Annotated in this window: 21 protein-coding genes; 9 read left to right on the plus strand and 12 right to left on the minus strand. The window is 65.3% G+C overall.

Features of this window, described 5'->3' with window-relative positions:
- Positions 1-177 precede the first annotated feature (177 nt).
- The 3 genes from JHD82_RS16740 to JHD82_RS16750 form a co-directional block, all read right to left on the minus strand.
- Positions 178-801: a hypothetical protein gene (locus tag JHD82_RS16740; protein ID WP_199137587.1), complete on the minus strand. Its 624-nt coding sequence runs from the start codon at positions 799-801 to the stop codon at positions 178-180.
- Positions 802-1602: 801 nt separating this feature from the next.
- A complete protein-coding gene (locus JHD82_RS16745; protein WP_199137588.1) occupies positions 1603-2583 on the minus strand; it encodes a GyrI-like domain-containing protein in 981 nt (326 codons plus the stop codon).
- Positions 2584-2676: 93 nt separating this feature from the next.
- On the minus strand, positions 2677-3000 hold the full coding sequence (locus JHD82_RS16750) for a helix-turn-helix domain-containing protein (protein ID WP_047470923.1): 324 nt from the start codon (positions 2998-3000) through the stop codon (positions 2677-2679).
- 150 nt (positions 3001-3150) lie between these two features.
- On the opposite strand from JHD82_RS16750, the gene gstA reads away from it, so the two are divergent.
- On the plus strand, positions 3151-3783 hold the full coding sequence (gene gstA, locus JHD82_RS16755) for a glutathione transferase GstA (RefSeq protein WP_199137590.1): 633 nt from the start codon (positions 3151-3153) through the stop codon (positions 3781-3783).
- A 108-nt stretch (positions 3784-3891) separates the two neighbouring features.
- On the opposite strand, the gene JHD82_RS16760 is transcribed toward gstA, so the two are convergent.
- The 5 genes from JHD82_RS16760 to JHD82_RS16780 form a co-directional block, all read right to left on the minus strand.
- Entirely contained in the window at positions 3892-4902 is a 1011-nt protein-coding gene (locus tag JHD82_RS16760) for a hypothetical protein (RefSeq protein ID WP_199137592.1), read from the minus strand.
- Between the two features lie 80 nt (positions 4903-4982).
- Complete coding sequence (locus JHD82_RS16765) at positions 4983-6296, minus strand: hypothetical protein (RefSeq protein ID WP_199137594.1); 1314 nt, start codon at positions 6294-6296, stop codon at positions 4983-4985.
- Between the two features lie 449 nt (positions 6297-6745).
- The gene (locus tag JHD82_RS16770) at positions 6746-7237 is read right to left on the minus strand and encodes a response regulator transcription factor (RefSeq protein WP_199137596.1); all 492 of its coding nucleotides are present in this window, start codon (positions 7235-7237) and stop codon (positions 6746-6748) included.
- A gap of 353 nt (positions 7238-7590) precedes the next feature.
- Positions 7591-7830, minus strand: a complete 240-nt coding sequence (locus JHD82_RS16775; RefSeq protein WP_199137598.1) for a hypothetical protein — start codon at positions 7828-7830, stop codon at positions 7591-7593.
- A 97-nt stretch (positions 7831-7927) separates the two neighbouring features.
- Complete coding sequence (locus JHD82_RS16780) at positions 7928-8470, minus strand: MarR family winged helix-turn-helix transcriptional regulator (protein ID WP_012204944.1); 543 nt, start codon at positions 8468-8470, stop codon at positions 7928-7930.
- Between the two features lie 109 nt (positions 8471-8579).
- On the opposite strand from JHD82_RS16780, the gene JHD82_RS16785 reads away from it, so the two are divergent.
- From JHD82_RS16785 to JHD82_RS16800, 4 genes are all read left to right on the plus strand, one after another.
- Positions 8580-9431, plus strand: coding sequence for an EamA family transporter (locus JHD82_RS16785; RefSeq protein ID WP_199137656.1), 852 nt, complete (start codon positions 8580-8582; stop codon positions 9429-9431).
- Positions 9432-9475: 44 nt separating this feature from the next.
- A complete protein-coding gene (locus tag JHD82_RS16790; RefSeq protein WP_199137606.1) occupies positions 9476-10111 on the plus strand; it encodes a nitroreductase family protein in 636 nt (211 codons plus the stop codon).
- Positions 10112-10186: 75 nt separating this feature from the next.
- Positions 10187-10810, plus strand: a complete 624-nt coding sequence (locus JHD82_RS16795) for a dihydrofolate reductase family protein (protein WP_199137608.1) — start codon at positions 10187-10189, stop codon at positions 10808-10810.
- Positions 10803-11390: a TetR/AcrR family transcriptional regulator gene (locus JHD82_RS16800; protein WP_199137610.1), complete on the plus strand. Its 588-nt coding sequence runs from the start codon at positions 10803-10805 to the stop codon at positions 11388-11390. The genes JHD82_RS16795 and JHD82_RS16800 overlap by 8 nt, the downstream gene beginning before the upstream one ends.
- A gap of 100 nt (positions 11391-11490) precedes the next feature.
- On the opposite strand, the gene JHD82_RS16805 is transcribed toward JHD82_RS16800, so the two are convergent.
- Positions 11491-11850: a hypothetical protein gene (locus JHD82_RS16805; protein ID WP_088165118.1), complete on the minus strand. Its 360-nt coding sequence runs from the start codon at positions 11848-11850 to the stop codon at positions 11491-11493.
- Between the two features lie 257 nt (positions 11851-12107).
- On the opposite strand from JHD82_RS16805, the gene nikR reads away from it, so the two are divergent.
- The 3 genes from nikR (at position 12108) to JHD82_RS16820 (ending at position 15441) form a co-directional block, all read left to right on the plus strand.
- Positions 12108-12566: a nickel-responsive transcriptional regulator NikR gene (gene nikR, locus JHD82_RS16810; protein WP_123691520.1), complete on the plus strand. Its 459-nt coding sequence runs from the start codon at positions 12108-12110 to the stop codon at positions 12564-12566.
- A 123-nt stretch (positions 12567-12689) separates the two neighbouring features.
- Positions 12690-14714 carry a TonB-dependent receptor gene (locus JHD82_RS16815; RefSeq protein WP_233174769.1) on the plus strand — a complete coding sequence of 675 codons (2025 nt, stop codon included), beginning with the start codon at positions 12690-12692 and terminating at the stop codon, positions 14712-14714.
- Positions 14715-14724: 10 nt separating this feature from the next.
- Positions 14725-15441 carry a DUF4198 domain-containing protein gene (locus JHD82_RS16820; protein ID WP_199137614.1) on the plus strand — a complete coding sequence of 239 codons (717 nt, stop codon included), beginning with the start codon at positions 14725-14727 and terminating at the stop codon, positions 15439-15441.
- A gap of 58 nt (positions 15442-15499) precedes the next feature.
- Here the strand turns inward: JHD82_RS16820 and JHD82_RS16825 are convergent, their stop codons facing one another.
- Positions 15500-16522, minus strand: a complete 1023-nt coding sequence (locus JHD82_RS16825) for a tripartite tricarboxylate transporter substrate binding protein (RefSeq protein WP_199137616.1) — start codon at positions 16520-16522, stop codon at positions 15500-15502.
- Positions 16519-17841, minus strand: a complete 1323-nt coding sequence (locus JHD82_RS16830) for an arylsulfatase (RefSeq protein WP_070080985.1) — start codon at positions 17839-17841, stop codon at positions 16519-16521. The genes JHD82_RS16825 and JHD82_RS16830 overlap by 4 nt, the downstream gene beginning before the upstream one ends.
- 150 nt (positions 17842-17991) lie before the next feature.
- Between JHD82_RS16830 and JHD82_RS16835 the strand changes: the two genes are divergently transcribed.
- Complete coding sequence (locus JHD82_RS16835; protein WP_199137618.1) at positions 17992-18888, plus strand: LysR family transcriptional regulator; 897 nt, start codon at positions 17992-17994, stop codon at positions 18886-18888.
- Positions 18889-18945: 57 nt separating this feature from the next.
- Here JHD82_RS16835 and JHD82_RS16840 read toward each other — a convergent pair whose 3' ends face one another.
- A complete protein-coding gene (locus JHD82_RS16840) occupies positions 18946-20244 on the minus strand; it encodes a D-amino acid dehydrogenase (RefSeq protein ID WP_199137620.1) in 1299 nt (432 codons plus the stop codon).
- Between the last annotated feature and the right edge of the window lie 12 nt (positions 20245-20256).

The following is a 20256-nucleotide window of genomic DNA, read 5'->3' on the forward strand; positions in this document are numbered from 1 at the left end:
CCCCCCCCCCCCCCCCCCCCCCCCCCCCCCCCCCCCCCCCCCCCCCCCCCCCCCCCCCCCCCCCCCCCCCCCCCCCCCCCCCCCCCCCCCCCCCCCCCCCCCCTCTTAGATGTGTATAAGAGACAGGGCCAGTAGCGGGCGTTGACAGCATTAAATAGCAGTCACTCAACCTTCTGCCTACTTCTTATCAGTGATGGCAGAGATGCCCTTGATTTGAAACCAATTCTTTGATGGAAGGAGCGGTGACCGAAAACGGTTCCCGCCAACTCTGGTTACCGACTGAATTAGCGCCGCCATCGCCCCTTCAAGCCCGGCCTCCCTATATGCAACTGACGGACTGCCCTCTGTGTAACAGTCAACCGCCGGATGGGCGATGTCTTTCATGTAGGCATCAAACGTGTCACGAGCGACAGCCATTCCATAGATTCGCCAAGCGTACTTTTTCCCTAGATAGCGACCATCGCGTGCGTTGTGCTGAACTCGCTCGTCAGATTTTTGAGTTTCGACCTCCTTCAGCTCTTCGCCGAGCAGTTTTGACACGTAGTAGCTCTTGTGTGGATCTACGTGGTCTGCCTTTGCAGACGCTGACACGTCCACCCAATTCACACCATCTTTGACCGTGTAGCCAATGTTGTATCGTTCGCCCTGGTCGAACACCGGCTCCCGGTTAGCAATAAATTGGTAGACAGTGGTTGTGCTCTCTGGGGTGAAACTATGCAAAAACTTACCGTCTCGATGCGAAACGATCGTGTACCCAGTGACGATAAGCACCGGCGTTGTCAATAGCTCTCGTGACTTCATGTCTCCTCCTTGGACCTAACCTTTCAGTCAAGCGTCTGACTGTAAGCCGGCCGCTTGACTGAAAGGTTAGGGTTGTTTTGGTGCTTGGGGAGGGATAGGCATATTAATCTGATTAATCAGATTAGCGACCTGGGCAGCGAGCGGAGCAGCGGCGCCAGCTCCTTGGAAGACGACTGAGCCTGTGTCATACACATTTAGCGTAAGTCCATCCTCAAATTTATACATGCTCTGCCCGTTAGGTTTGTGATCCAGTTGGTGTGGAAAGCCCGCAAGATATGCTTTTAGAGATGCAATGTTGTTACATTTCATGGATGTGGGTGGCGTACTCATATGACTTCTCCGTAAAAATTTAACGTGATGCAGACCGCAAAAAAACCAGACCATATCTAAGGTCAGTGGTCTAAATTGGTCGGCCCAAAGTCTCGAAAAAGGCTTGCAGCGTAGCTCAGCGGCGTACGAATTGTATGAATTCACTTTACAAATCACCATTAGACCTGCCGCCTGCAAGCCAGGAATGGACTTACGATGAATGTAACAGGGTCAGACTTAAAAATCGTGATGACCGACTGCTTTAGTGCGTTGCCCTGAAGGACTGCTCGGGGTCGATAGCTGGCTGACGCGAACGACCACTGACGGGGAGTTCAGCGCTATCCCGCTGATCCCCCGAGCCCGCCGTCAGGCGACAGACTGCTCACGCTGCAAAGCCGACACCTGACGGCTAAGGTCCAACGCCTGCAGCGGGTAGTGGATTCACCCGGCCAACCCAACACATTCGTCAAACCTCAACCGGCTTGAGTCGCTTCACAGCGCCCGCACCGGAATGCAGATGTCGCAACAAAACTCACCGGTGTCGGCATCCATGGCAGTGGCCGCAGAAAACATCTCAAAGCAAGGCCGGTCGTCGCATTGCATTCCGCTGGACGGCATCCATTCGCGCGTCAGCCACATCCAGGCATTGGCCAGACCCTCGGGTTTTCCTTTGAACCTTGCCACGGCGTAACGGCCGCCCGGCAGGGATTGGGTGTCCACCTGGCCGCTGGCGACGAAATGCGCGGGGACTTCCACGCAGGCGTCATAGCGGCATTTGCTGGCGGGCGTGAGAGAGGGGTCGTCATAGCCTATGCCGTAGCACGTTTGATCGCTGAGGCCATTGGAGTGCATCCACGGCGCAATGGTGCCTCGCCAGAATTGGCCTATGGCTGGCCCATAGGGGCCGATCAAGCGTTGATAGGCGATATGTGCTTTGGGTAGATCAATGATGCGGACGTCCATGGCGATTTCTTCCTTCAGGTGACAAGAGCCCTGAGGTTCGCCGAACGCGCATGGGTCTGTCTGATGGAGATTGCCGAAGACCTGATCAGGATTGCTCTGCTGGCTGCCTGGTTGCTGTCCGATCGCGGCCGCCTGTGCTTTCAGTCGCTCAAGCGTGGTGGAGCGCCAGGCCGATGGCGTGCAGCCAAACTTGAGCTTGAAGGCGCGCGCAAATGCTTCGCCCGATTGGAAGCCGGTGGCCAAGGCGGTTTCAAGCACGGTGTCCTTGCTGCCGCAGGACAGCCGGAACGCCGCCTTCTCGAGCCGTCGGCGCTGCGCATAGCTGCCCAGCGTTTCTCCCATCCATGCGGCGAAAATTCGGTGAAAGTGGAAGCGCGAGAAATTGGCGATGTCGGCCAGATGTGCGCCATCCAGAGGCTGATCCAGGTGGGCATCGATGTAGTTGAGCACGCGATTGATCCGTCGCGCGTACTCGGCGCGGGATGCCTGCTCGGAAGGCTTGTTCGTCATGGTCGTTGTTCTGGAAATCACCGTTCATGCGGCGATGGGGCCTGCCTGTCTGCAGGGAGGGCGGATGGAGACGACCAACCGGCGCAGTTTTCGTCAGGCCGGCGCCTTCCCCTTCACCCACAACCCAAACTCCTTCATCACTTCCACCACGGGCTTGAGCCGCTCCCCATCCGGGGTCAGTTCGTACTCCACCTTGACCGGTGCCGTGGGGTAGACCGTGCGCTTGACCAGGCCCGCTTCCTCCAGCGCGCGAAGGTCCAGGGTGAGGGAGCGTTGGGAGATGCCGGGCATGTCGCGGCGCAGGTCGTTGAAGCGGCGGGGGCCGTCGATGAGGTAGGAGGCGATGAGCAGCCTCCAGCGGCCGCCCAGCAGGCGCATGGCTTCTTCCACGGAGCAGCCGGAGATGTTGGATTTCATAGCACATTCATCATAGGCAGGCGGCAGGTATATTTTTTTAACCTATGGGCAGTTTTATTGCCTTCTTCCAGATTGTTCCCTGGTGCATGACATTGGCCAGGGGCTGTGCCTGAACGCGCAGGCCCCTTGTTCCATCACCAGAGAAATTCCATGAAGCTGTACTACCTGCCGGGCACCTGTTCGCTGGCGCCGCACATTGTCCTGAACGAGCTGGGGCTTGATTTCCAACTGGTCCGGGTGGACCACAAGGCCCATCAGACGGAAGACGGCAGGGATTTCCGTGCGCTCAGCCCGTTCGGCTATGTCCCCCTGCTGGAATTGGACGACGGCAGCCTGCTGCGGGAAGGGCCCGCCGTTCTGCAGTACCTGGCGGACCTGCGGTCTGCGTCTCTTCTGGTGCCAGTCCAGGGAAGCCTGGAGCGCTATCGGCTGCTGGAGTGGCTGGCCTTTCTGAACTCGGAAATCCACAAGGGCTTCATCCCGCTGCTGTATGCCGTGGCGGCGGGAAAGTACGGCGTGGAAACGGCCAAACCCAAGCTGGAGCAGCGGTATGCCTGGGTGGATTCGCAACTGGCCGGCAAGCGCTACCTGATGGGCGATGGCTTCACCGTGGCCGATGCCTATCTGTACGCGCTCACGCAGTGGGGGCAGGCGCCGTGGCTGGAGTCGGTCTACAAGACGAGCATTCGCTTTGATGGCCTGGAGCACCTTGCAGGCTGGTACGCGCGGATGCGTGAGCGGCCTGCCGTGCGTAAGTCGCTGCAGGCGGAAGGTTTGCGATAGGGCAGGGCGCTGCCACGCATGCGGCCACCATGCACTTTGCTGCGTCATAGCAAGCAGCCTGCGCCTTGCGGCCCTGGGGTGCCCAATGCAATCGTCTGACGTGACGGATCACGCCAAGGTTTCAAGGCTCACGGCCACGATGACGGGGGCAGGATCGGTGTTCACGAGGCGCAAGGCCTGGTTTGGCTGTCCGTCTCCGCGTGCGCGCTGAACCGTCACACCCATGGCCTGCACGGTGTCAGCTTCATCCAGCGTCTGGCGCAGCGAGGCGGGTATCGGCGCTGCGGCAGTGAAGTCGAAGCGGGGTTTCAACGCGACGTAGAAAGTTGACACACGGCACGCCATCAGGCCGCCAGGCCCGAAGAATACGCCTGCATCCGGCACCAGGCCGCGACCCAGCGCCACCATCGAGGCGTCGTACCAGCTGCCGGGGTAGATCGGCACCTGGTCCCAGCATTCAGAGGTGATCGTCACCGTCTCCAGCGAAGCGGCGGGTAGCGCAAGGACGCGGCCGGAAGCGTCCAGGGCCTGCAGAGACGCCGGAGCCTGCGGCCCTGCGCCGGATGTGTCGTTGAGATTCAAGCGCAAGGTGCCGGGGTTTGCGATCGTGCCGACAGCCACTGCTGCGCTCCACTCCGACGAACTCTTGGGCAGTGTCCAGATCGGTTTCCACTGGAGGTAGCCGGTCTCGTACACCTTGGTCCATCCCACCGGAGTGGGCGAGTATGCAGGTTCGCCCGCAGGCGTTGCCATCTTCTGCATGGCGCCTGCAAGCATCGACTGATAGGGAAACTTGCAGGCTTCGAGTACCTGCAGAAAGGTCTTGTATCCCTGCGAAAAGCTGCGCCCCGACGCTTGGTACAGCGCGCCATTGGCAGCGGACTGGGGCACCGTATCTGCAAAGAGAAACTGCGCGTCGGCCATGGTGCCGGTCACTGGATCCGGCCAGTTCCACGCGGTCACTGGCATCAGCATCTGCCCCCGCACCAGCGGCGCCGAAATGGATGCCGAGCGCTTGAACACCATGCCGGTTTTCGGCCCGCTCGATACGCTTGGGGCCCTTGGGGGCGGAGGCACCAGATCAGCCAGGCCGCCGAGGAACTGATGGATCACGTTCATGAACGCTGTCTCCGGTTGACGGGGGTGGGCGGGGTGGGCGGGACCCGCCGCGGCGTCCTGCCCACCCGCTGGTCTTCAGGTCAGTGGATGCCCGGGAAGTCGACGATCACGCCGATGATTTGCGGGTTCACCGAGGTGCTGCTGCCCTTGAAGGTATTGGCCTGTGCGGTGCTCTTGGTGTATTCGGACTGGTGACCGCCCGTGCCACCGAAGGTGAAGGGCCCGATGCGCACACCCGCGCTGGCCTCGAAGGCCTGCTTGTTCTGCTGATAGGTGTTGGCGCTCATCGTGATCTCGAACGAAGGCTTGTAGACGACCAGCAGCTCGGACACCCGTGCCGCAACGATGCCGTTCGGGCCGAACAGGGAGCTCGATCCCGGGCCGCCGTTGGCCACCCACGGGGCGACGATGGTGTAGCCCTGGCCGCCCGGCCCCTGCTGGGCCTTGGCCAGTTCGCTCATGAAGCCGCCCGGGTACCAGTCGCCCGGATTCACCTTCACGCGCGTGGAGGACTCGCAGCTGATCTTCACTGACGAACTCGAGTCCTGGTTGAACAGGTCGGACTTGCTCCAGCCGCCCGATGCGTTGACGCTCCAGAAGAAGTTGCCAACGCTGGTCGAGCCCTTGGCAAACGAGGACTTGAAGTCGCTGCTCGACTGCGAAGATTTCATCGCGATCGAGAACGCGCCTGCACTGCCATTGCTGAGCGCTGCGCGCCAGTCCGCGCCCGTCGTGTCGATGTGGAAGTCCGGCTGCCAGCGCAGGATGCCCGAGCCATCCGGCACCTTGGTCCAGCCTGCCGGTGCGTTGTTTGAGGCAGGGTCGCCCGACGGCGTCTGCATCATGTCGATGGCGCGCTGCAGATCGCTGGGCATGCTGGCTCGCTCCAGCTCCATCTTCATCTTGATCGCCTGGTTGTAGGCGTTGGTGGCCGCCTGGATGGCGGCAACGTAGGCAGCAGCCTCCGGCGCGTTGTTGAGCCAGGTGTTGATGTCAGGGTAGCGGGCTGCGAATATCAAGCCGCCGTTCTGCTTTGAACTCAGGTAGAACTGGTTCATGTCGCTGTTGGCCTTGGCCATCGCATTGCTTTTCTGGACGCACAGGTTGGCCAGCTCCGTCTGATTGGCCTGCTGCTCGGGGCTGACCTTGAATGTCACGTGACCAAAGATCTGACGGACGGCGTCGAAGAGCGTCGCATCGAGGCTGCCGTACTGGCCGATCGCGGACCACTGCGGCATGCCGCTGACGATCTGATAGGCGGCCGGGTCCCATTGCCCGGTCGGAGCCGTGCCCCAGCTGAAGTCCTTGGGGGTGCCAAGCAACTGGAAATTCGGGGTGCCGAGATTATCGACAAGGGCGTTGTACAACTGGCTGAACATGGCTTGATCTGACATGGCGTGCAATTCCTGAAATTGAATGAATAGGGAGCGACATGAGGTTTGAAGTCATGAACGCTTTTCTTTGCCAATGAGAATGATTGCCCGGTATTGGGCCTAAGGCATGGGGTGCTTGGGAGAAATCGCAGGGGGTGACCGCGAAGAGTGGTTCATGGCGGGATACTCCTTTGAGTTGCGTGCAGGAATCCGACACGTGGGCGCCGGGAAGATGCCTCGACGGACGCTGACCGTAGAGGCGAAGAGGTGAAGGGATATGAGCCTTTGCAGCCTTTCAAGGCTCGCGCGGATATTCCATATCAACCGCGCAAACCTGGAATGCACTGGCGCCTGCTGAAGCCGTCATAAGTATTCGTTGGACTCATCATGCCCAATTGCATCAGGAGGATGGAATACTTCCAATGTCGTATTCGGTGAGCACGGACAGGCGATGCGCGCTGGCCTGGATATCAGATGCTGCCGCCATTGCGAGTTGCCGTTGGCGCGAATGTCTGCAACTGGGCGGTGCTTGTCAGGCCCAGTTTGCGCAGAATGTTTTCGCGATGCTTGCGCACGGTCAAGTCGCTGAGGTAAAGCGAACGTGCGATCTCCTTGCTGGTCTGGCCCGCCAGCACGTGCACCATCACCTCCTGCTCGCGGGGCGACAGAGGGAGCGGTGAGCGGGCAGCGCTCAACCAGCCTTGCCGCCTGGCATGCGTGACGAGTTCTACGGCATTGCGCAGGCCCAGCCGTGTACACATATTGCTGCGGTGCTTGCGTACCGTGTGTTCGCTGATGCCCAGCGTGTGCGCAATGTCCTTGCAACCAAGGCCTTTGGCCATCGCTTCGAGTACATCGATTTCACGCGCAGTGAGTGCAGACGCGATGACTTCATCTGCTGTTGGATGCTCAGCATCGAGATGGCATTCGCTATTTGCCAAAGCTATTTCCGATATGTCCATGGTATGTCTCCCATTTCTTATGTGCCGATGCCATAGGGCTATTCCACGCCGAAGCCTCGGCGAGACTGCTTTGCACAGTACCGTTTGAAAGATTGAATAACTCGCTAAACCGCCTGTTTGCCGCCTGAATAAACTGACGTCATGCCATTCGTGTAGAAATTGTGCGGTAAAGGATCAGCCGAAAAAAGCCTGAACATTGGACGATTGAAAATCGCGCGCATTCAGCCTGCGGCAGCCTTTTGTATCCAAGGCGGGAGATTAATAAACCATTATCAAGATGGTATGGTGCGTTGAGGGAGTATCACAGTCGTTTGAGAATCTGTTTTCGCCATTTCACCGTTGGAATGGACATCTTAGTGGAAATCTCTGGCGAAATCATTACATCTGGCTACAAAAATTCGACACAAGGTTTTTGCAGCAGATTGTGGGAAAGCCAATGGTCTTCTGTGGGTCGCGCTTGTGTGCTCAGGATTTTCTGGCATTGCCCATCCGAGTCCAGGATGCGGGTTGTTGCGTAGGTCTTGAGACATGCGGGTAAGCAATTGCTGCCATGGCGTATCGAGAAGCGGCTGGGTGCCTGCGATGTGCTTCAAGGGAAGCACCTCTTTTGCCAAAAGCGTTCCCGGGTCATGACGAAGGGCGTGAGCACCACGACCGTCGCCAGTTCCAACGACCTGGACATACGCCAGTTCAGGGGGCAGGGCGTGTGCCCTCGTCAGGCCCGCCCTCCAGCACGCGCAGCAGCTGGGACAGCCGCTGGTCCAGCGCGGCCAGTTCGGCAACGGGCATGGGCGCCAGCATGGCGCGCTCGTTGTCCAGGTGCGCTTCCACCGCGCGGTCTATCAGCTCCAGCCCCTGGTCGGTGAGCTGCACCAGCATGCTGCGCGCGTCCTGCGGGTTGGGCAGGCGCTGTACCAGGCCGCGCGTCTCCAGGCTTTTCATGCGGTGGGTCATGGTGCCCGAGGTGACCATGAGCGTGGAAAACAGGGCCGTGGGCGTGAGGCAGAAGGGCGCGCCCGAGCGGCGCAGCGTGGCCAGCACGTCGAACTCCCACATGGTCATGCCGAAGCGCGCAAAGCATTCCTCCAGCCGTTGCTCCAGCAGGGCGGCGCAGCGCTTGATGCGGCCTATGGGGCCCATGGGGCTGGCGTCCAGGTCGGGGCGTTCGCGCGCCCATTGTTCGAGGATGGTGTCTACCCGGTCGGGCAGGCGGGGGAGGGTGGGTTTCGGCATTTGTCTTGATTTTAAGATAAGTCGTGCATAATGGATTTATCTTGAATTGAAGATAAATGCCATGTCCTCCTCGCCATCCTCTTCTTGCGCACCCTCGGCCAGCCTCGCCATGTCCTGGCGCGACATCCTGCTGACCGCGCTGGCGCCCGCCATCTGGGGCTCCACCTACATCGTCACTTCCGAACTGCTGCCGCCAGACCGTCCGTTCACGGCTGCGCTGATCCGCGTGCTGCCGGCCGGGCTGCTGCTGGTGCTGTTCACGCGGCGGCTGCCCGTGGGCTCGGGCTGGTGGCGGCTGCTGGTGCTGGGCGGGCTGAACATCGGCGTGTTCCAGGCGCTGTTGTTCGTGGCGGCCTATCGGCTGCCGGGCGGGCTGGCGGCCGTGCTGGGTGCCGTGCAGCCGCTGCTGGTGATGGCGCTGGCCTGGGGCGTGGACGGGCGGGTCCCCGCGCGGCTGACGCTGTGGGCCGCCGTGGCGGGCATTGCGGGCATGGCAGTGCTGCTGCTGTCGCCGCAGACGGTGTTCGAGCCCGTGGGCATGGCGGCGGCATTGGCGGGTGCGGTGTGCATGGCAGCCGGCACCTGGCTCACGCGGCGCTGGCGCGTGGACTTGCCGGTGCTGGCGCTGACGGGCTGGCAACTGCTGTTTGGTGGGCTGATGCTGCTGCCGCTGGCCTGGTGGGTGGATGCGCCGCTGCCCGCGCTGTCGCTCACCCAACTGGGCGCCTATGCCTACCTGTGTCTTGCCGGCGCGCTGCTGGCCTATGTGCTGTGGTTTCGCGGCATCGGGCGCCTGCCTTCGGTGGCCGTGTCTTCGCTGGGCCTGCTGAGCCCGCTCACCGCCGTGGTCTTGGGCTGGGCGCTGCTGTCGCAGTCCATGACGGGCATGTCCTTCCTGGGCCTGCTGGTGGTGCTGGCCAGCGTGCTGGCGGTGCAGTGGTCTGCTTCGCGCGGCGCCTGAGTTTCTGGCATCGAGGTTCCTCTTTTTTCAATCGAGCGTTTCACATGACTTCTTCCGATCTTGCTTCCATGCCCGTCGCCCAGGCCATCGCCTCGCGCGTTTCCGCAGACCGTTTCGAGCCCGGCCGCCCGCTGGCCGACGAAACCCTGGCCGCGCTGGTGGCCCAGGCCTCGCTGTCCCCGTCGGCCTACAACCTGCAGAACTGGCGCTTCATTGCCGTGCGCACGCCAGAGGCCAAGGCGCGCCTGAAAGCCACCGCCTATGGGCAGCAGAAGGTGGAGGACGCCTCTGCCGTCTTCATCGTCTGCGGCACGCTGGCCGCCCATGCGCGGCTGGCGGAGTTCTTGCAGCCCAGCGTGGACAGCGGCGTGATGAGCCAGCGCACGGCCGATGGCTGGGTGGCGCAGGCCCATGCCGCGCATGCGGACAACCTGCAGTTGCAGCGCGACGAGGCCGTGCGCTCGGCCTCGCTGGCGGCCATGACGCTGATGCTGTCCGCTCAGGGCCTGGGGCTGGCGAGCTGCCCCATGGTGGGATTCGATGCGGAACTGCTGGCAGCGGGCTTTGGCCTGCAGGCCCACGAACTGCCCGTGATGCTGGTCGCCGTGGGCCACGCGGCAGGCACGCCACGCCCCCAGAAGGCGCGCAGGCCGCTGGCCGACATCCTGGCCTATGCCTGAGCACGGCCATCGGTAGCCAGGGTGCCGCAGATTAATTATCATACGGTGTATGTTTAATTGGATGGAGAGACTGCCATGGCACCCGACAGGACACCCGCAAAAGCGCACGGCAATGCGTTCGGCAATGCATTCGGCAAGGTCTTCATCGCCACTTCGGTCGATGGCTTCATCGCCCGGCCCGATGGTTCGCTGGACTGGCTGCCGGCCGGGGGCGATGGCGGCGAGGACTACGGCTACGCGGCCTTCATGAGGACGGTGGACGGCATCGTCATGGGCCGCTCCACCTATGAAAGCGTGCTGGGCTTCGACGGCTGGCCGTTTGAGAAATCCGTGGTGGTGATGAGCCGCACGCTGGGCGCGGGCGATGTGCCTGTGCACCTGCGCGGCAAGTTGCGCATCACGTCCGTCCAGCCTGCCCAACTGGTGGCCGAGCTGCGGGCCGAGGGCTGGAGCAGCGCCTATATCGACGGCGGCGCCGTGATACGCGCCTTCCTGGCGGCGGGTGAGGTGGGCGAGATGACGATCACCCGCGTGCCCGTGCTGATCGGCGCGGGGCGGCCGCTGTTTGGCGATATCGGCTGCGATCTGCGGTTAACCTGCCTGGCCTCCCAGGCCTATCCCAGCGGCATGGTCAGCACGCGCTACCGCGTGGAGGCTGGCGGCCGGGTCATGGTGCGCAACGGTGGCGGCGATGGGTGAGCAGGCTGTACCGGCTGCACAGGCTGCACAGGCTGCACGGCGCGGGCGCCCCTCGGCCGGGCGCTCGCTCAGCCGCGATCAGGTGCTGGATGCCGGGCTGGCCTTGCTGGAGGCCGTGGGCGCGCAGGGCTTTGGCCTGCGGCCGCTGGCGCGGCAGCTGGGCATTACGCCCATGTCGGTGATCCACCATGTGGGCGACCAGCAGGAATTGATGCGCAGCCTGGTGGAGCGCGTGCATGGCCAGCCGCTGGCCGAACCTTCGCCTGGGCTTGCACCCGTGCAGCGTGTGCAGGCGCTGCTGGTGGGCTACATGGACCGCGTGCGCCGCCATCCGGCGCTGACGGTGTGCATTCTGGGTGACCCGGCCCTGTTCACCGATTCGCTGGCCGCCTTCACGCAGCGGCTGCGCGGCGAGGTGGAGCAGTGCGAGCCCGGCGATGGCGAAGCCGCCGTGCTGCTGGACTTGCTGATCGATTACACGCATGGCCATGCGCTGGCGCTGGCCTTGTCGGGCGAGGGCGCGCAGGCCTTGCACGGCCGGTTTGAGCAGGGGCTGGCGCGGCTGCTGCGCCAGGGCTGAGAGCGGCAGCCCGGCCCGTGATCCTGGGTCCCTGCAATGCGGGGACCACGGGGCGCATGTGATGTGGGGCGATGTCTGGCCCCGCAGGCCAGGCGCAGGCTCAGCTAGCAGGCTGCAACTGCACGCCCAGGCGCGAGAACAGGATCTGCCGGCCATCGCCCTGCAGGCGCTGTATCACCATGCCGCCATCGCGGTGCAGGTAGATGCGCAGGGCGCTGCCGTTGCCGGGATCGTGGTCCAGGTAGCAGGGGTCCTTGTCCAGATCCTTCCAGCCGTGGAGTTCGACCAGCCTGCGTCCGGCGAGGCGTCGCAGCTCGGTCTCGGGGGCCGCGAAATAGCTGTGGGTCTGAAGCCACAGCGTGCGCAGCTGCTCGAAGGATTGTTCGCGCGAGGAACAGGCGGGCGCAGCCTCCAGCAGGGACAGCAGCATGTCCAGAAGCTGATCGAATGAATACTGCATGCCGCGCCCCTTTCAGCGATCGACGGTGCGCACTGCGCAACCTCGGTCAGGGTAACCGGATATTGCGCTAATGTGAACAAAGCATGACCGTGGTGGTTTGTCGCTATTGCCAGCCTGCGCCGACAGTGATTGGCGCGGGTGTTGCATGCAGGGCACCGGCCTGGATGGCCGGACGATGGCCAGACAATGGCCGGGCACATCCTGCGTGATGCCGACCTTTTTTGTTCCCACCACCTGTTTCCCCACTTCTGCTGCCCATGGAACGCTTCACCATCTCCATCGACGACGACCTGGCCCGTGATTTCGACGCATGGATCGCCGCGCGCGGCTACGACAACCGCTCCGAGGCCATCCGCGACGTGCTGCGCGCCCACCTGGCCCAGGTGCGCGAGCGCGAGGACGCCGACGGCCTGTGCGTGGCCAACCTGTCCTATGTCTACAACCACCACGAGCGCGACCTGTCCGAGCGCCTGGCCAGCCTGCAACATGACCACCACGAACTGCACATGGCCACCACCCACGTGCACCTGGACCACGAGCAATGCATTGAAACCGTCATGCTGCGCGGCCCGGCCAGCGCCGTGCGGCGGTTTGCCGACACCATCACGGCCGAGCGCGGCGTGCACCATGGCCAGCTCAACGTGGTGATGGCGCGCAGGGCAGAGCCTGGCGGGCACGATCACGCGCACCACCATCCGCATTCGCACGACGATTGAGGCAGTCCGGGGCCGGGCGCGCAGCCCCTGTCACGCAGGCCGGTATGAAGTTTGCTTTTTTCTTCATACAACTCTTGGACCCGCATGACACATCCTCTGAAATTTCCTTCTCGGCCCTGCGCCTTGCACCAGATTGCGGCGGCCGGCCTGCTGGGGCTGGCCGCCATTCCCCAGGCTGGTGCACAGCAGGCGACGGATGCCTCGCCCAGCCTGCAGCCCGTCGAGGTCAAGGGCCAGACCGCGCGTGGCGCCTCGGCCGCCTACACCACCACGGTGATCGAGGCCGAGGACATCGCCAACGCCCACGCCAGCCATCCGCAGGAGCTGCTGCGCCAGGTGCCGGGCATGAATGTGCAGAACTACCAGTTGTCGGGCGTGGGTGACGCCATCGTCATGCGCGGCTTCGGCGGTGGGGGCCATGGCGGCGACGTGGGCGTAGCGCTGGACGGCATTCCCCTGAACGAGGCCATGTCGCATGCCGACGGCTATGTGGACCTGGGCGTCATCGTGCCGCTGGAGATGGAGCGCATCAGCATCTACAAGGGGCCCGTGTCGGCGCTGTACGGCAACTTCAACCGCGCAGGGCTGATGGCGATAGAGACGCGCAAGCAGGGCGACTACACCCCCTACCGCGAGGCCGATGTCAGCCTGTCCTCCCACGGCACGCTGGACGCGCAGGGCGCCCTGGGGCTGAAGCTGGGGGAGGGCGAATTCCTGAACCTGGCGGCCCAGCACTACCGCACCGATGGATTTCGCGCGCAGTCGCAGTTCCAGCGCAGCACGGCGGCGCTGCGCTGGAGCAAGCGGCTCACGCCGCAGCTGGAGGTGGCGCTGTCGGCACGGCTGCACCACGGCGAGGGCGACTCGCCTTCGTACCTGACGGCGGGGCAGTTCGCACGCGATCCGCATGGCATCGATCCGCGCGCCATGAACGATGGCACGCGCAAGAACTTCGCCACGCTGCGGGCCGATGTGCAGTACGCGCTTTCGCCCCGGCTGACCTGGCTGGGCCATGCCTACACCACGCAGCAGAGCTTCACGCGCTGGTTCAGCCGGCCCATCGACGCACTGCAGTGGCGGCAGCGCGAGGAAAGCTATGACCGCGCCGTCTACGGCGCCGGCACCAGCCTCAATGGCCGCCATGTCACGGCGCTGACCCCGCTCAACTGGGTGGCCGGGCTGGAGGCCGTGCGCGAATCCACCGACTACCAGTTCTACGATGGCCTGCAGTGGCGCGAGCGCACGGGCGCGGCCATTGATGACCGCAATTCCAGGCTCAACACCCTCTCGGCCTTTGCCGAGGTGGATGCGCCCGTTCACCGCCTGCTGCAGCTGTCCGCCGGCCTGCGCTGGGACCGCTTCACGGGCGGTTGCCGTCCCAACGGCCCCGAGACGGGCAGCGACCCCTGCGGCCCGCTGGCGCGCACGGCGCATGCCAGCCCCAAGCTGGGCCTGCGCTCGCAGGTGGCGCCGGGCGTGCTGCTGCGCGCCAGCTGGTCCGAAGGATTTGCGCTGGCCAGCGATTTCGCCAAGTACGCGCTGGGCGCCGCGCGGCTCGATCCCAACATCTTCCGGCAGACCGAAGTGGGCGCGCAGATCAAGCCCATGCCGGGCCTGGTGCTGGATGTGGCCGCCTATCGCCTGCAGTCCTCGGGCGAGATCCGCAACGTGGCGCCCGGCGTGTACGAGAACTTCGGCGCCACGCGCCGCACGGGCGTGGAGGCCAGCGCGCTGTGGGCGGTGCGCAAGAACCTGGACCTGCAACTGGCCTGGGGCAGCGCCCATTCGCGCGTGACCGAAAACGGCAACCCGGCCCTGGTCGGCAACCAGGTGGCCGGCGTGCCCCGGCAGACCGCCACCGTGGGCCTGGCCTGGCGCCCGCTGGCGCAGTGGGAGGGCACGCTCACCTGGCGCCGCGTGGGCCGCTATGCCGTCACGGCCGACAACAGCGTGTTCTACGGCGGCTACGCCACCTGGGACCTGGGCCTGAGCTGGCGCCTGCCTTCGGCGCGCAGCCGCATCTATGCCGTGGTCTCCAACCTGGGGGACAAGGCCTATGCCACGTCGGCCTCGGTCATCCGCGGCGTGCCGCTGTTCGCGCCCGGCGCGCTGCGCACGCTCAAGGTCGGCGTGCAGACACAGTTTTGAGGAGGGAAAAATGCAATCCAACCCCTGTTTCGCGTCCGTTGCAACCGCCGCATTCGTGGTCCTGCTGGCCTGCGCGCCGCTGGCCCAGGCCCACAACGTCTGGCTGGAGCCCGATGCCGACGGCGCCTACACCGTGCAATTCGGCGGCCATGAGGGCCAGCTGGAGAACTTTGCGGCCGGCAAGCTCAAGAGCGTTGAGGCCTATGACGCGCGCGGCCGCCGCATCGACGTGGCCGTGCAGCCCGTGCCCGGCGGCGCCCGCGCCACGCCGGCCCGCAAGGCTGCGCTGCTGGCCGCGCATTTCGACAACGGATTTTTCAGCCGCGTGGGCGAGGGGCCGATGGTCGAAAAGCCCATGACCGAGAACCCCGGCGCCACCAGCGGCGTGCATGCGCTCAAGTTCCACAAGACCATCCTCGAATGGGGCCCGGTCACCCGCGAGAAGCTGGGCCAGACCCTGGAGATCATCGCCAAGACCCGCCGCTCGCCCCACGCGGGCGAGCCCCAGCAATTCCAGGTGCTGCTGAACGGCCAGCCCCGGGCCGGCGTGCGCGTGTCGCTGGGAGAAAGCGGCCCGCCACTGGCAACCGATGCCGACGGCCTGGTGACCGTCACACCGCGTGCCGGCATGAACCAGCTGCTGGCCATCGTGCGCCTGCCCGTGGCAGGCGATGCGCGCACCACCAGCCTCAGCTACGAGTATCTGCTGGGGTTTTCGGCGCATTGAAAGGGGCTGGCGGCCCGGCCCGGCCCGGCCCGGCCTGGCGCGGCCCGGCGCTGTGGGGTCAGTCCAGCGCCAGGCGCCGGTCTGCGGCCAGCTTCTTCCACTTGGCGTTGTCCTGGGACATGAAGCGCTGGATCTCGGGCAGCGACATGGGCGTGGCCACGGCCCCGGCGGCCTGCAGCGTGGGGCGCAGCTCCGGCGACTGCATGGCCTGGTTGATCCATTGGTTGAGCTGGGCCAGCCGCTCGGGGGGCGTGCCGGAGGGCACGGCCACGGCATACCACTGGGTGGCCTCGTAGCCGGGCACGCCGGCCTCGCGCATGGTCGGTACATCAGGCAGGCTGTCTATGCGCGTGGCGCTGGTCACGGCATAGGCCTTCAGCCGGCCCGACTGGATGTGCGGCAGCACGGGCGTCACGCCCAGCATGGCCAGGGGGATCTGCCCGCCCACCACATCGGTCACGGCCTGCCCGCCGCCCTTGTACGGCACATGCACCATGCTGGTGGCCGCCAGGGCGTTGAGCAGTTCGCCGGCCAGATGCTGGGAGGTGCCCGTGCCCGAACTGGCGTAGCTCCATTGGCCAGGTTTGGCTTTCATGGCGGCTACCAGTTCGCTCAGGCTGCCGGCCGCACCCGGGGCCGGGCCCACCAGCACCATGGCGCCCCGGGCCATCACGGCCACGGCGGTCAGCTCGCGGCCCACCTCGGGCTGGCGTGGACCGGACAGCTGCGGTCCGGGAACGGAGACCAGGGTCAGGCCATCGGCAGGCGCCTTGGCCGCCGCCTGCAGGCTGATCGCGCCCGAGGCGCCCGGCCGGTTCTCCACCACCACGCTGACACCGGCCCTGGCCTCCAGTTGCCGGGCCACATGGCGGGTCAGCACGTCCAGGCTGCCGCCGGGCGCAAAGCCCACGATCCAGGTGATGGGCTTGCCCTGCGGCGCGTGCGCCGGGGAATCGGCCGCGCGGGCCGTGGGCAGTGCAAGGGCCAGCAGGGCTGCGGCGGCCAGGGGGCGCAGTGCATGGCGGCGGGTGGTCGGCAGGCGGCCGCTGGCCTGCGGGGCGGGTAGGGGTGCGCAGGTCATTGGTCGGGGGCGCCGGGCGCGGTGTTGGGGTGTGCCTTGCAGCTTTCGTTGAAGCGCTGGACCATGGTCAGCATGGGGTTGAGCACCCAGGTGTTGAAGATCAGCACGTCATGCTCCTCCTTGGGATCGCGAACGATGTTGAACAGGTAGGGTGACTCCAGCTTGCCCTTGCTCTCGTTGACCTCGGGCTCCCAGTAGAAATGCAGCTTCCAGTCGCGCCACTTCGCGGCCCGCAGCTGGTCCTTGATGTAGAAGAGAAAGCCCTCGCGCGCGGACCGGGGCTCGCCCAGCAGGAAGGCAGTCTGGTCCAGGCCGTCGATGGGCCGGTCCTGCGGCACGGCAGCGCCCGCCACCGCCGCCAGGGTGGAGAAGATGTCGGTCACGTGCATGATTTCGTTGCTGGTGCGCCCGGCCTGGATGCGGCCCGGCCAGCGTGCGATGAAGGGCACGCGCAGGCTGCCCTCCATGGCCGTGTGGTAGGTGCCGCGCCAGGGGCCGGCCGTGCCGCGGTAGGGCTGGCGGAACTCGGGGCCGTTGTCGCTGCAGAAGATGAACAGGGTGTCCTCGCGCAGGCCGAGCCGGTCGATCTCGTCCGAGATCTGGCCCACGCGATGGTCCATCTCCACCATGGAGTCGGCAAAGTCGCCCTGGCCGGTGCGGCCCGCGAAATCCGCATGCGGCAGCGTGGGAAAGTGCAGGTGCACCAGGGGCAGGTACAGGAAGAAGCGGCGGTCCCGGGCGTGGTTGCGGCGCATGAAGTCCAGCGAGCGCTCCACCAGCTCGGCATCGATGTTGCGCCGCGATTCCAGGTCATAGACCTTGACATCGTCCGAGGGCGCGCCTGCGCGGCCTTCCATGATGTGGGGCAGGGGCGCCACCAGGGGGTCGTAGCCCGTGGTCGCGGTGAACTGGCTTTCGTCCGTGGTGCGCGGAATGCCGTACCACTCGTCGAAACCCCGGTCCGAGGGATAACGGCCCGGAATGTCCCCCAGATGCCATTTGCCGAAATGCGCCGTGGCATATCCCTGGGCCGACAGCAACTGGGCCAGCGTGGTCTCGCCGCGCGTCAGGCCCTGGGGCAGCCCGGCCGGCACCGATTGCAGGGCACCCGTGCGGATGGGGTGGCGCCCCGTCATCAGGGCCGAGCGCGTGGGCACGCAGTCGCTTTCCACGTTGAAATTCTGCAGCAGCAGACCCTCGGAGGCCAGCTGGTCGATGCGCGGAGTGGGCGCGCCGCGCAGCGCACCGCCGCCGTAGCAGCCCAGCTCGCCCCAGCCCAGGTTGTCCGCGACGATGAGCACGATGTTTGGTGGGTTCATGATGTGGCTCAAAAAGTTTCCATGCCAAAACTCTAGCCACAAGCCCTGTCTTGGTGATAACCAAACCAGCGAAAATCGATGCACATCTGGAATGGCTTTGCTCGGCAAGGTAGCAAGCTTTCTCGTTTTTCTTCGTTGACAAGGAATGGCATGACGGGATTTGCCTATAACGAGCTGGCCTGCTTTCTGGCCGTGGCCGAGCATGGCCATTTCGGGCGTGCGGCCACTGCCCTGCAACTGACCCAGCCGGCCGTCTCCAAGATCGTGCGCCGCGTGGAGCAGGGCGTGGGAGCGGCCCTGTTCACGCGCGGAACGCATGGCGTGGCGCTGACCAGCAGCGGCCAGCTGTTCATGGAGCCCGCGCGTCAACTGGTGCTGCGGCATGAGGAGACGATGCGCGCCGCCAGCGACATCCAGGCCCAGCATGTGGGCCTGATCCGCCTGGGCTTCACGCAGGCCACCTCGGAAAGCCGCGCCACCCGGGCCGTGGCCGAGCTGCTGCGCCGCCGCCCCGGCCTGCGCGTGCGGCTGACCGTGGGCAAGTCCGACGACCTGGAGCGCGCGCTGCTCGACGGCAGCCTGGACCTGGCCGTGGTGCCGTCCTACCCGGGCCATGCCACGCGCTGCGCCCAGGTGGTCATCGGCGAGGACGAGCTATGGGCCGCCGCACGGCCGCGCCACCCGCTGTTCCAGCTGGCGCTGGAGCAGGGCCTGAGGTTCGGGCATTTGCAGGGCTACTCCTGGGCCTTGCCGGCACCGGGCGCCGCCGTGCGCAAGGTGGTGGACGAGGCCTTCGCGGCCCAGGGCCTGGGCGCGCCCACCGTGGCCCTGGAGATCCAGCACAACACCGAGGCCACCATCGACATCGTGGGCCAGACCGACCTGCTGTGCTACGTGCCCAGCCATGTGCTGCGCAGCAATCCCGAGCGCCTGCAGTCCCTGCCCATCCCCGAGCTGCGCACGCGCCGCAGCTGGCTTCTCATCAGCCACCCCAAGGCCCATTGGTCGCCGCTGATGTCCGCGCTGCGGGACCTGACGCTGGGGTAGCGGCACGTTCAGCAGGGCCGGTGCAGGCCGGCCTCAAGTGTTCAAGGTGTCTTGCGTTCAGGCGGACACGGGCGAGGAGCTGCCCCCCAGGTGCCGGGCCGGCCGGTGCGTGTAGCGGTCCAGGGCCAGGCCGTCGGTGCTGATTTCCGGGCTGCGGCCGGTGATCAGGTCGGCGATCAGGCGGCCCGAGCCGCAGGCCATGGTCCAGCCCAGCGTGCCGTGGCCGGTGTTCAGGAACAGGTTGGAGTAGCGCGTGGCGCCGATGATGGGCGTGCCGTCCGGCGTCATGGGCCGCAGCCCGGTCCAGAAGCTGGCGCGCGCCACGTCGCCGCCCGGGAACAGGTCGTTGACTACCAGCTCCAGCGTGGCGCGGCGGCGCGGGTCCAGGCGCAGGTCGAACCCGCCCAGCTCGGCCATGCCGCCCACGCGGATGCGGTCGTCAAAGCGGGTGACGGCAATCTTGTAGGTCTCGTCCAGCACGGTGGACTGCGGCGCCAGCGCCGGGTTGCCCAGCGGCACGGTGAGCGAATAGCCCTTGACGGGGTAGACGGGCAGGTCCAGCCCCAGCGGCTCCAGCGCCTGGCGCGAGTAGCTGCCGAAGGCCATCACATAGCGGTCGGCGGTCAGCAGCTCGCCATTGACGCGCACGCCGGCAATGCGGCCGCCTTCGACCACCAGGCCATCCACGTTCTGGTTGAAGCGCAACTCCACGCCCAGGCCGGTGGCGATGCGGGCCAATTCATTGGTGAAGCGGTGGCAGTCGCCGGTCTCGTCCTTGGGCAGGCGCAGGCCGCCCGTCAGCCGGTCGCGCGCCTGGGCCAGGGCGGGCTCCACCTGGGCCAGCTGGTCGCGGTCCAGCAGCTCGAAGGGCACGGCGCATTCGCGCAGCACGGCCACGTCGCGCTCCACGGCGTCCAGTTGGGCCTGGGTGCGGAACAGTTGCAAGGTGCCGCCGGTGCGCTGCTCGTAGGCGATGCCGGTGTCGGCGCGCAACTGCTGCAGGCAGCTGCGGCTGTACTCGGCCACGCGCATCATGCGTTCCTTGTTGACGGCGTAGCGCTGGGCCGAGCAGTTGCGCAGCATCTGCGCCATCCAGCGCAGCTGGAACAGGCTGCCGTCCAGGCGCACGGCCAGCGGCGCGTGTTCCTGCAGCATCCACTTCAGGGCCTTGAGCGGAATGCCGGGCGCCGCCCAGGGCGTGGAGTAGCCGGGCGAGACCTGGCCTGCGTTGGCAAAGCTGGTTTCGGACGCGGGCGCATCCTGCCGGTCCAGCACCGTGACCTCGGCACCGGCCCGCGCCAGGTAGTACGCACTGGTCACGCCGATGACACCGCCGCCAAGAACAAGGACTTTCATACGATTCACCGC

Source organism: Delftia sp. ASV31 (assembly GCF_016428765.1).
GTDB lineage: Bacteria > Pseudomonadota > Gammaproteobacteria > Burkholderiales > Burkholderiaceae_C > Comamonas > Comamonas acidovorans.

Bases quoted from the DNA above. Each gene is read 5' to 3' on its own strand.
- JHD82_RS16745 (WP_199137588.1), bottom strand. From the start codon at position 2,583: ATGACGAACAAGCCTTCCGAGCAGGCATCCCGCGCCGAGTACGCGCGA.
- nikR (WP_123691520.1), top strand. From the start codon at position 12,108: ATGGAACGCTTCACCATCTCCATCGACGACGACCTGGCCCGTGATTTC.
- JHD82_RS16840 (WP_199137620.1), bottom strand. From the start codon at position 20,244: ATGAAAGTCCTTGTTCTTGGCGGCGGTGTCATCGGCGTGACCAGTGCG.
- JHD82_RS16750 (WP_047470923.1), bottom strand. From the start codon at position 3,000: ATGAAATCCAACATCTCCGGCTGCTCCGTGGAAGAAGCCATGCGCCTG.
- JHD82_RS16790 (WP_199137606.1), top strand. From the start codon at position 9,476: ATGACTTCTTCCGATCTTGCTTCCATGCCCGTCGCCCAGGCCATCGCC.
- JHD82_RS16825 (WP_199137616.1), bottom strand. From the start codon at position 16,522: ATGACCTGCGCACCCCTACCCGCCCCGCAGGCCAGCGGCCGCCTGCCG.
- JHD82_RS16820 (WP_199137614.1), top strand. From the start codon at position 14,725: ATGCAATCCAACCCCTGTTTCGCGTCCGTTGCAACCGCCGCATTCGTG.
- JHD82_RS16760 (WP_199137592.1), bottom strand. From the start codon at position 4,902: ATGAACGTGATCCATCAGTTCCTCGGCGGCCTGGCTGATCTGGTGCCT.
- JHD82_RS16795 (WP_199137608.1), top strand. From the start codon at position 10,187: ATGGCACCCGACAGGACACCCGCAAAAGCGCACGGCAATGCGTTCGGC.
- JHD82_RS16835 (WP_199137618.1), top strand. From the start codon at position 17,992: ATGACGGGATTTGCCTATAACGAGCTGGCCTGCTTTCTGGCCGTGGCC.
- JHD82_RS16740 (WP_199137587.1), bottom strand. From the start codon at position 801: ATGAAGTCACGAGAGCTATTGACAACGCCGGTGCTTATCGTCACTGGG.
- JHD82_RS16830 (WP_070080985.1), bottom strand. From the start codon at position 17,841: ATGAACCCACCAAACATCGTGCTCATCGTCGCGGACAACCTGGGCTGG.
- JHD82_RS16765 (WP_199137594.1), bottom strand. From the start codon at position 6,296: ATGTCAGATCAAGCCATGTTCAGCCAGTTGTACAACGCCCTTGTCGAT.
- JHD82_RS16770 (WP_199137596.1), bottom strand. From the start codon at position 7,237: ATGGACATATCGGAAATAGCTTTGGCAAATAGCGAATGCCATCTCGAT.
- JHD82_RS16780 (WP_012204944.1), bottom strand. From the start codon at position 8,470: ATGCCGAAACCCACCCTCCCCCGCCTGCCCGACCGGGTAGACACCATC.
- JHD82_RS16785 (WP_199137656.1), top strand. From the start codon at position 8,580: ATGTCCTGGCGCGACATCCTGCTGACCGCGCTGGCGCCCGCCATCTGG.
- JHD82_RS16805 (WP_088165118.1), bottom strand. From the start codon at position 11,850: ATGCAGTATTCATTCGATCAGCTTCTGGACATGCTGCTGTCCCTGCTG.
- gstA (WP_199137590.1), top strand. From the start codon at position 3,151: ATGAAGCTGTACTACCTGCCGGGCACCTGTTCGCTGGCGCCGCACATT.
- JHD82_RS16800 (WP_199137610.1), top strand. From the start codon at position 10,803: ATGGGTGAGCAGGCTGTACCGGCTGCACAGGCTGCACAGGCTGCACGG.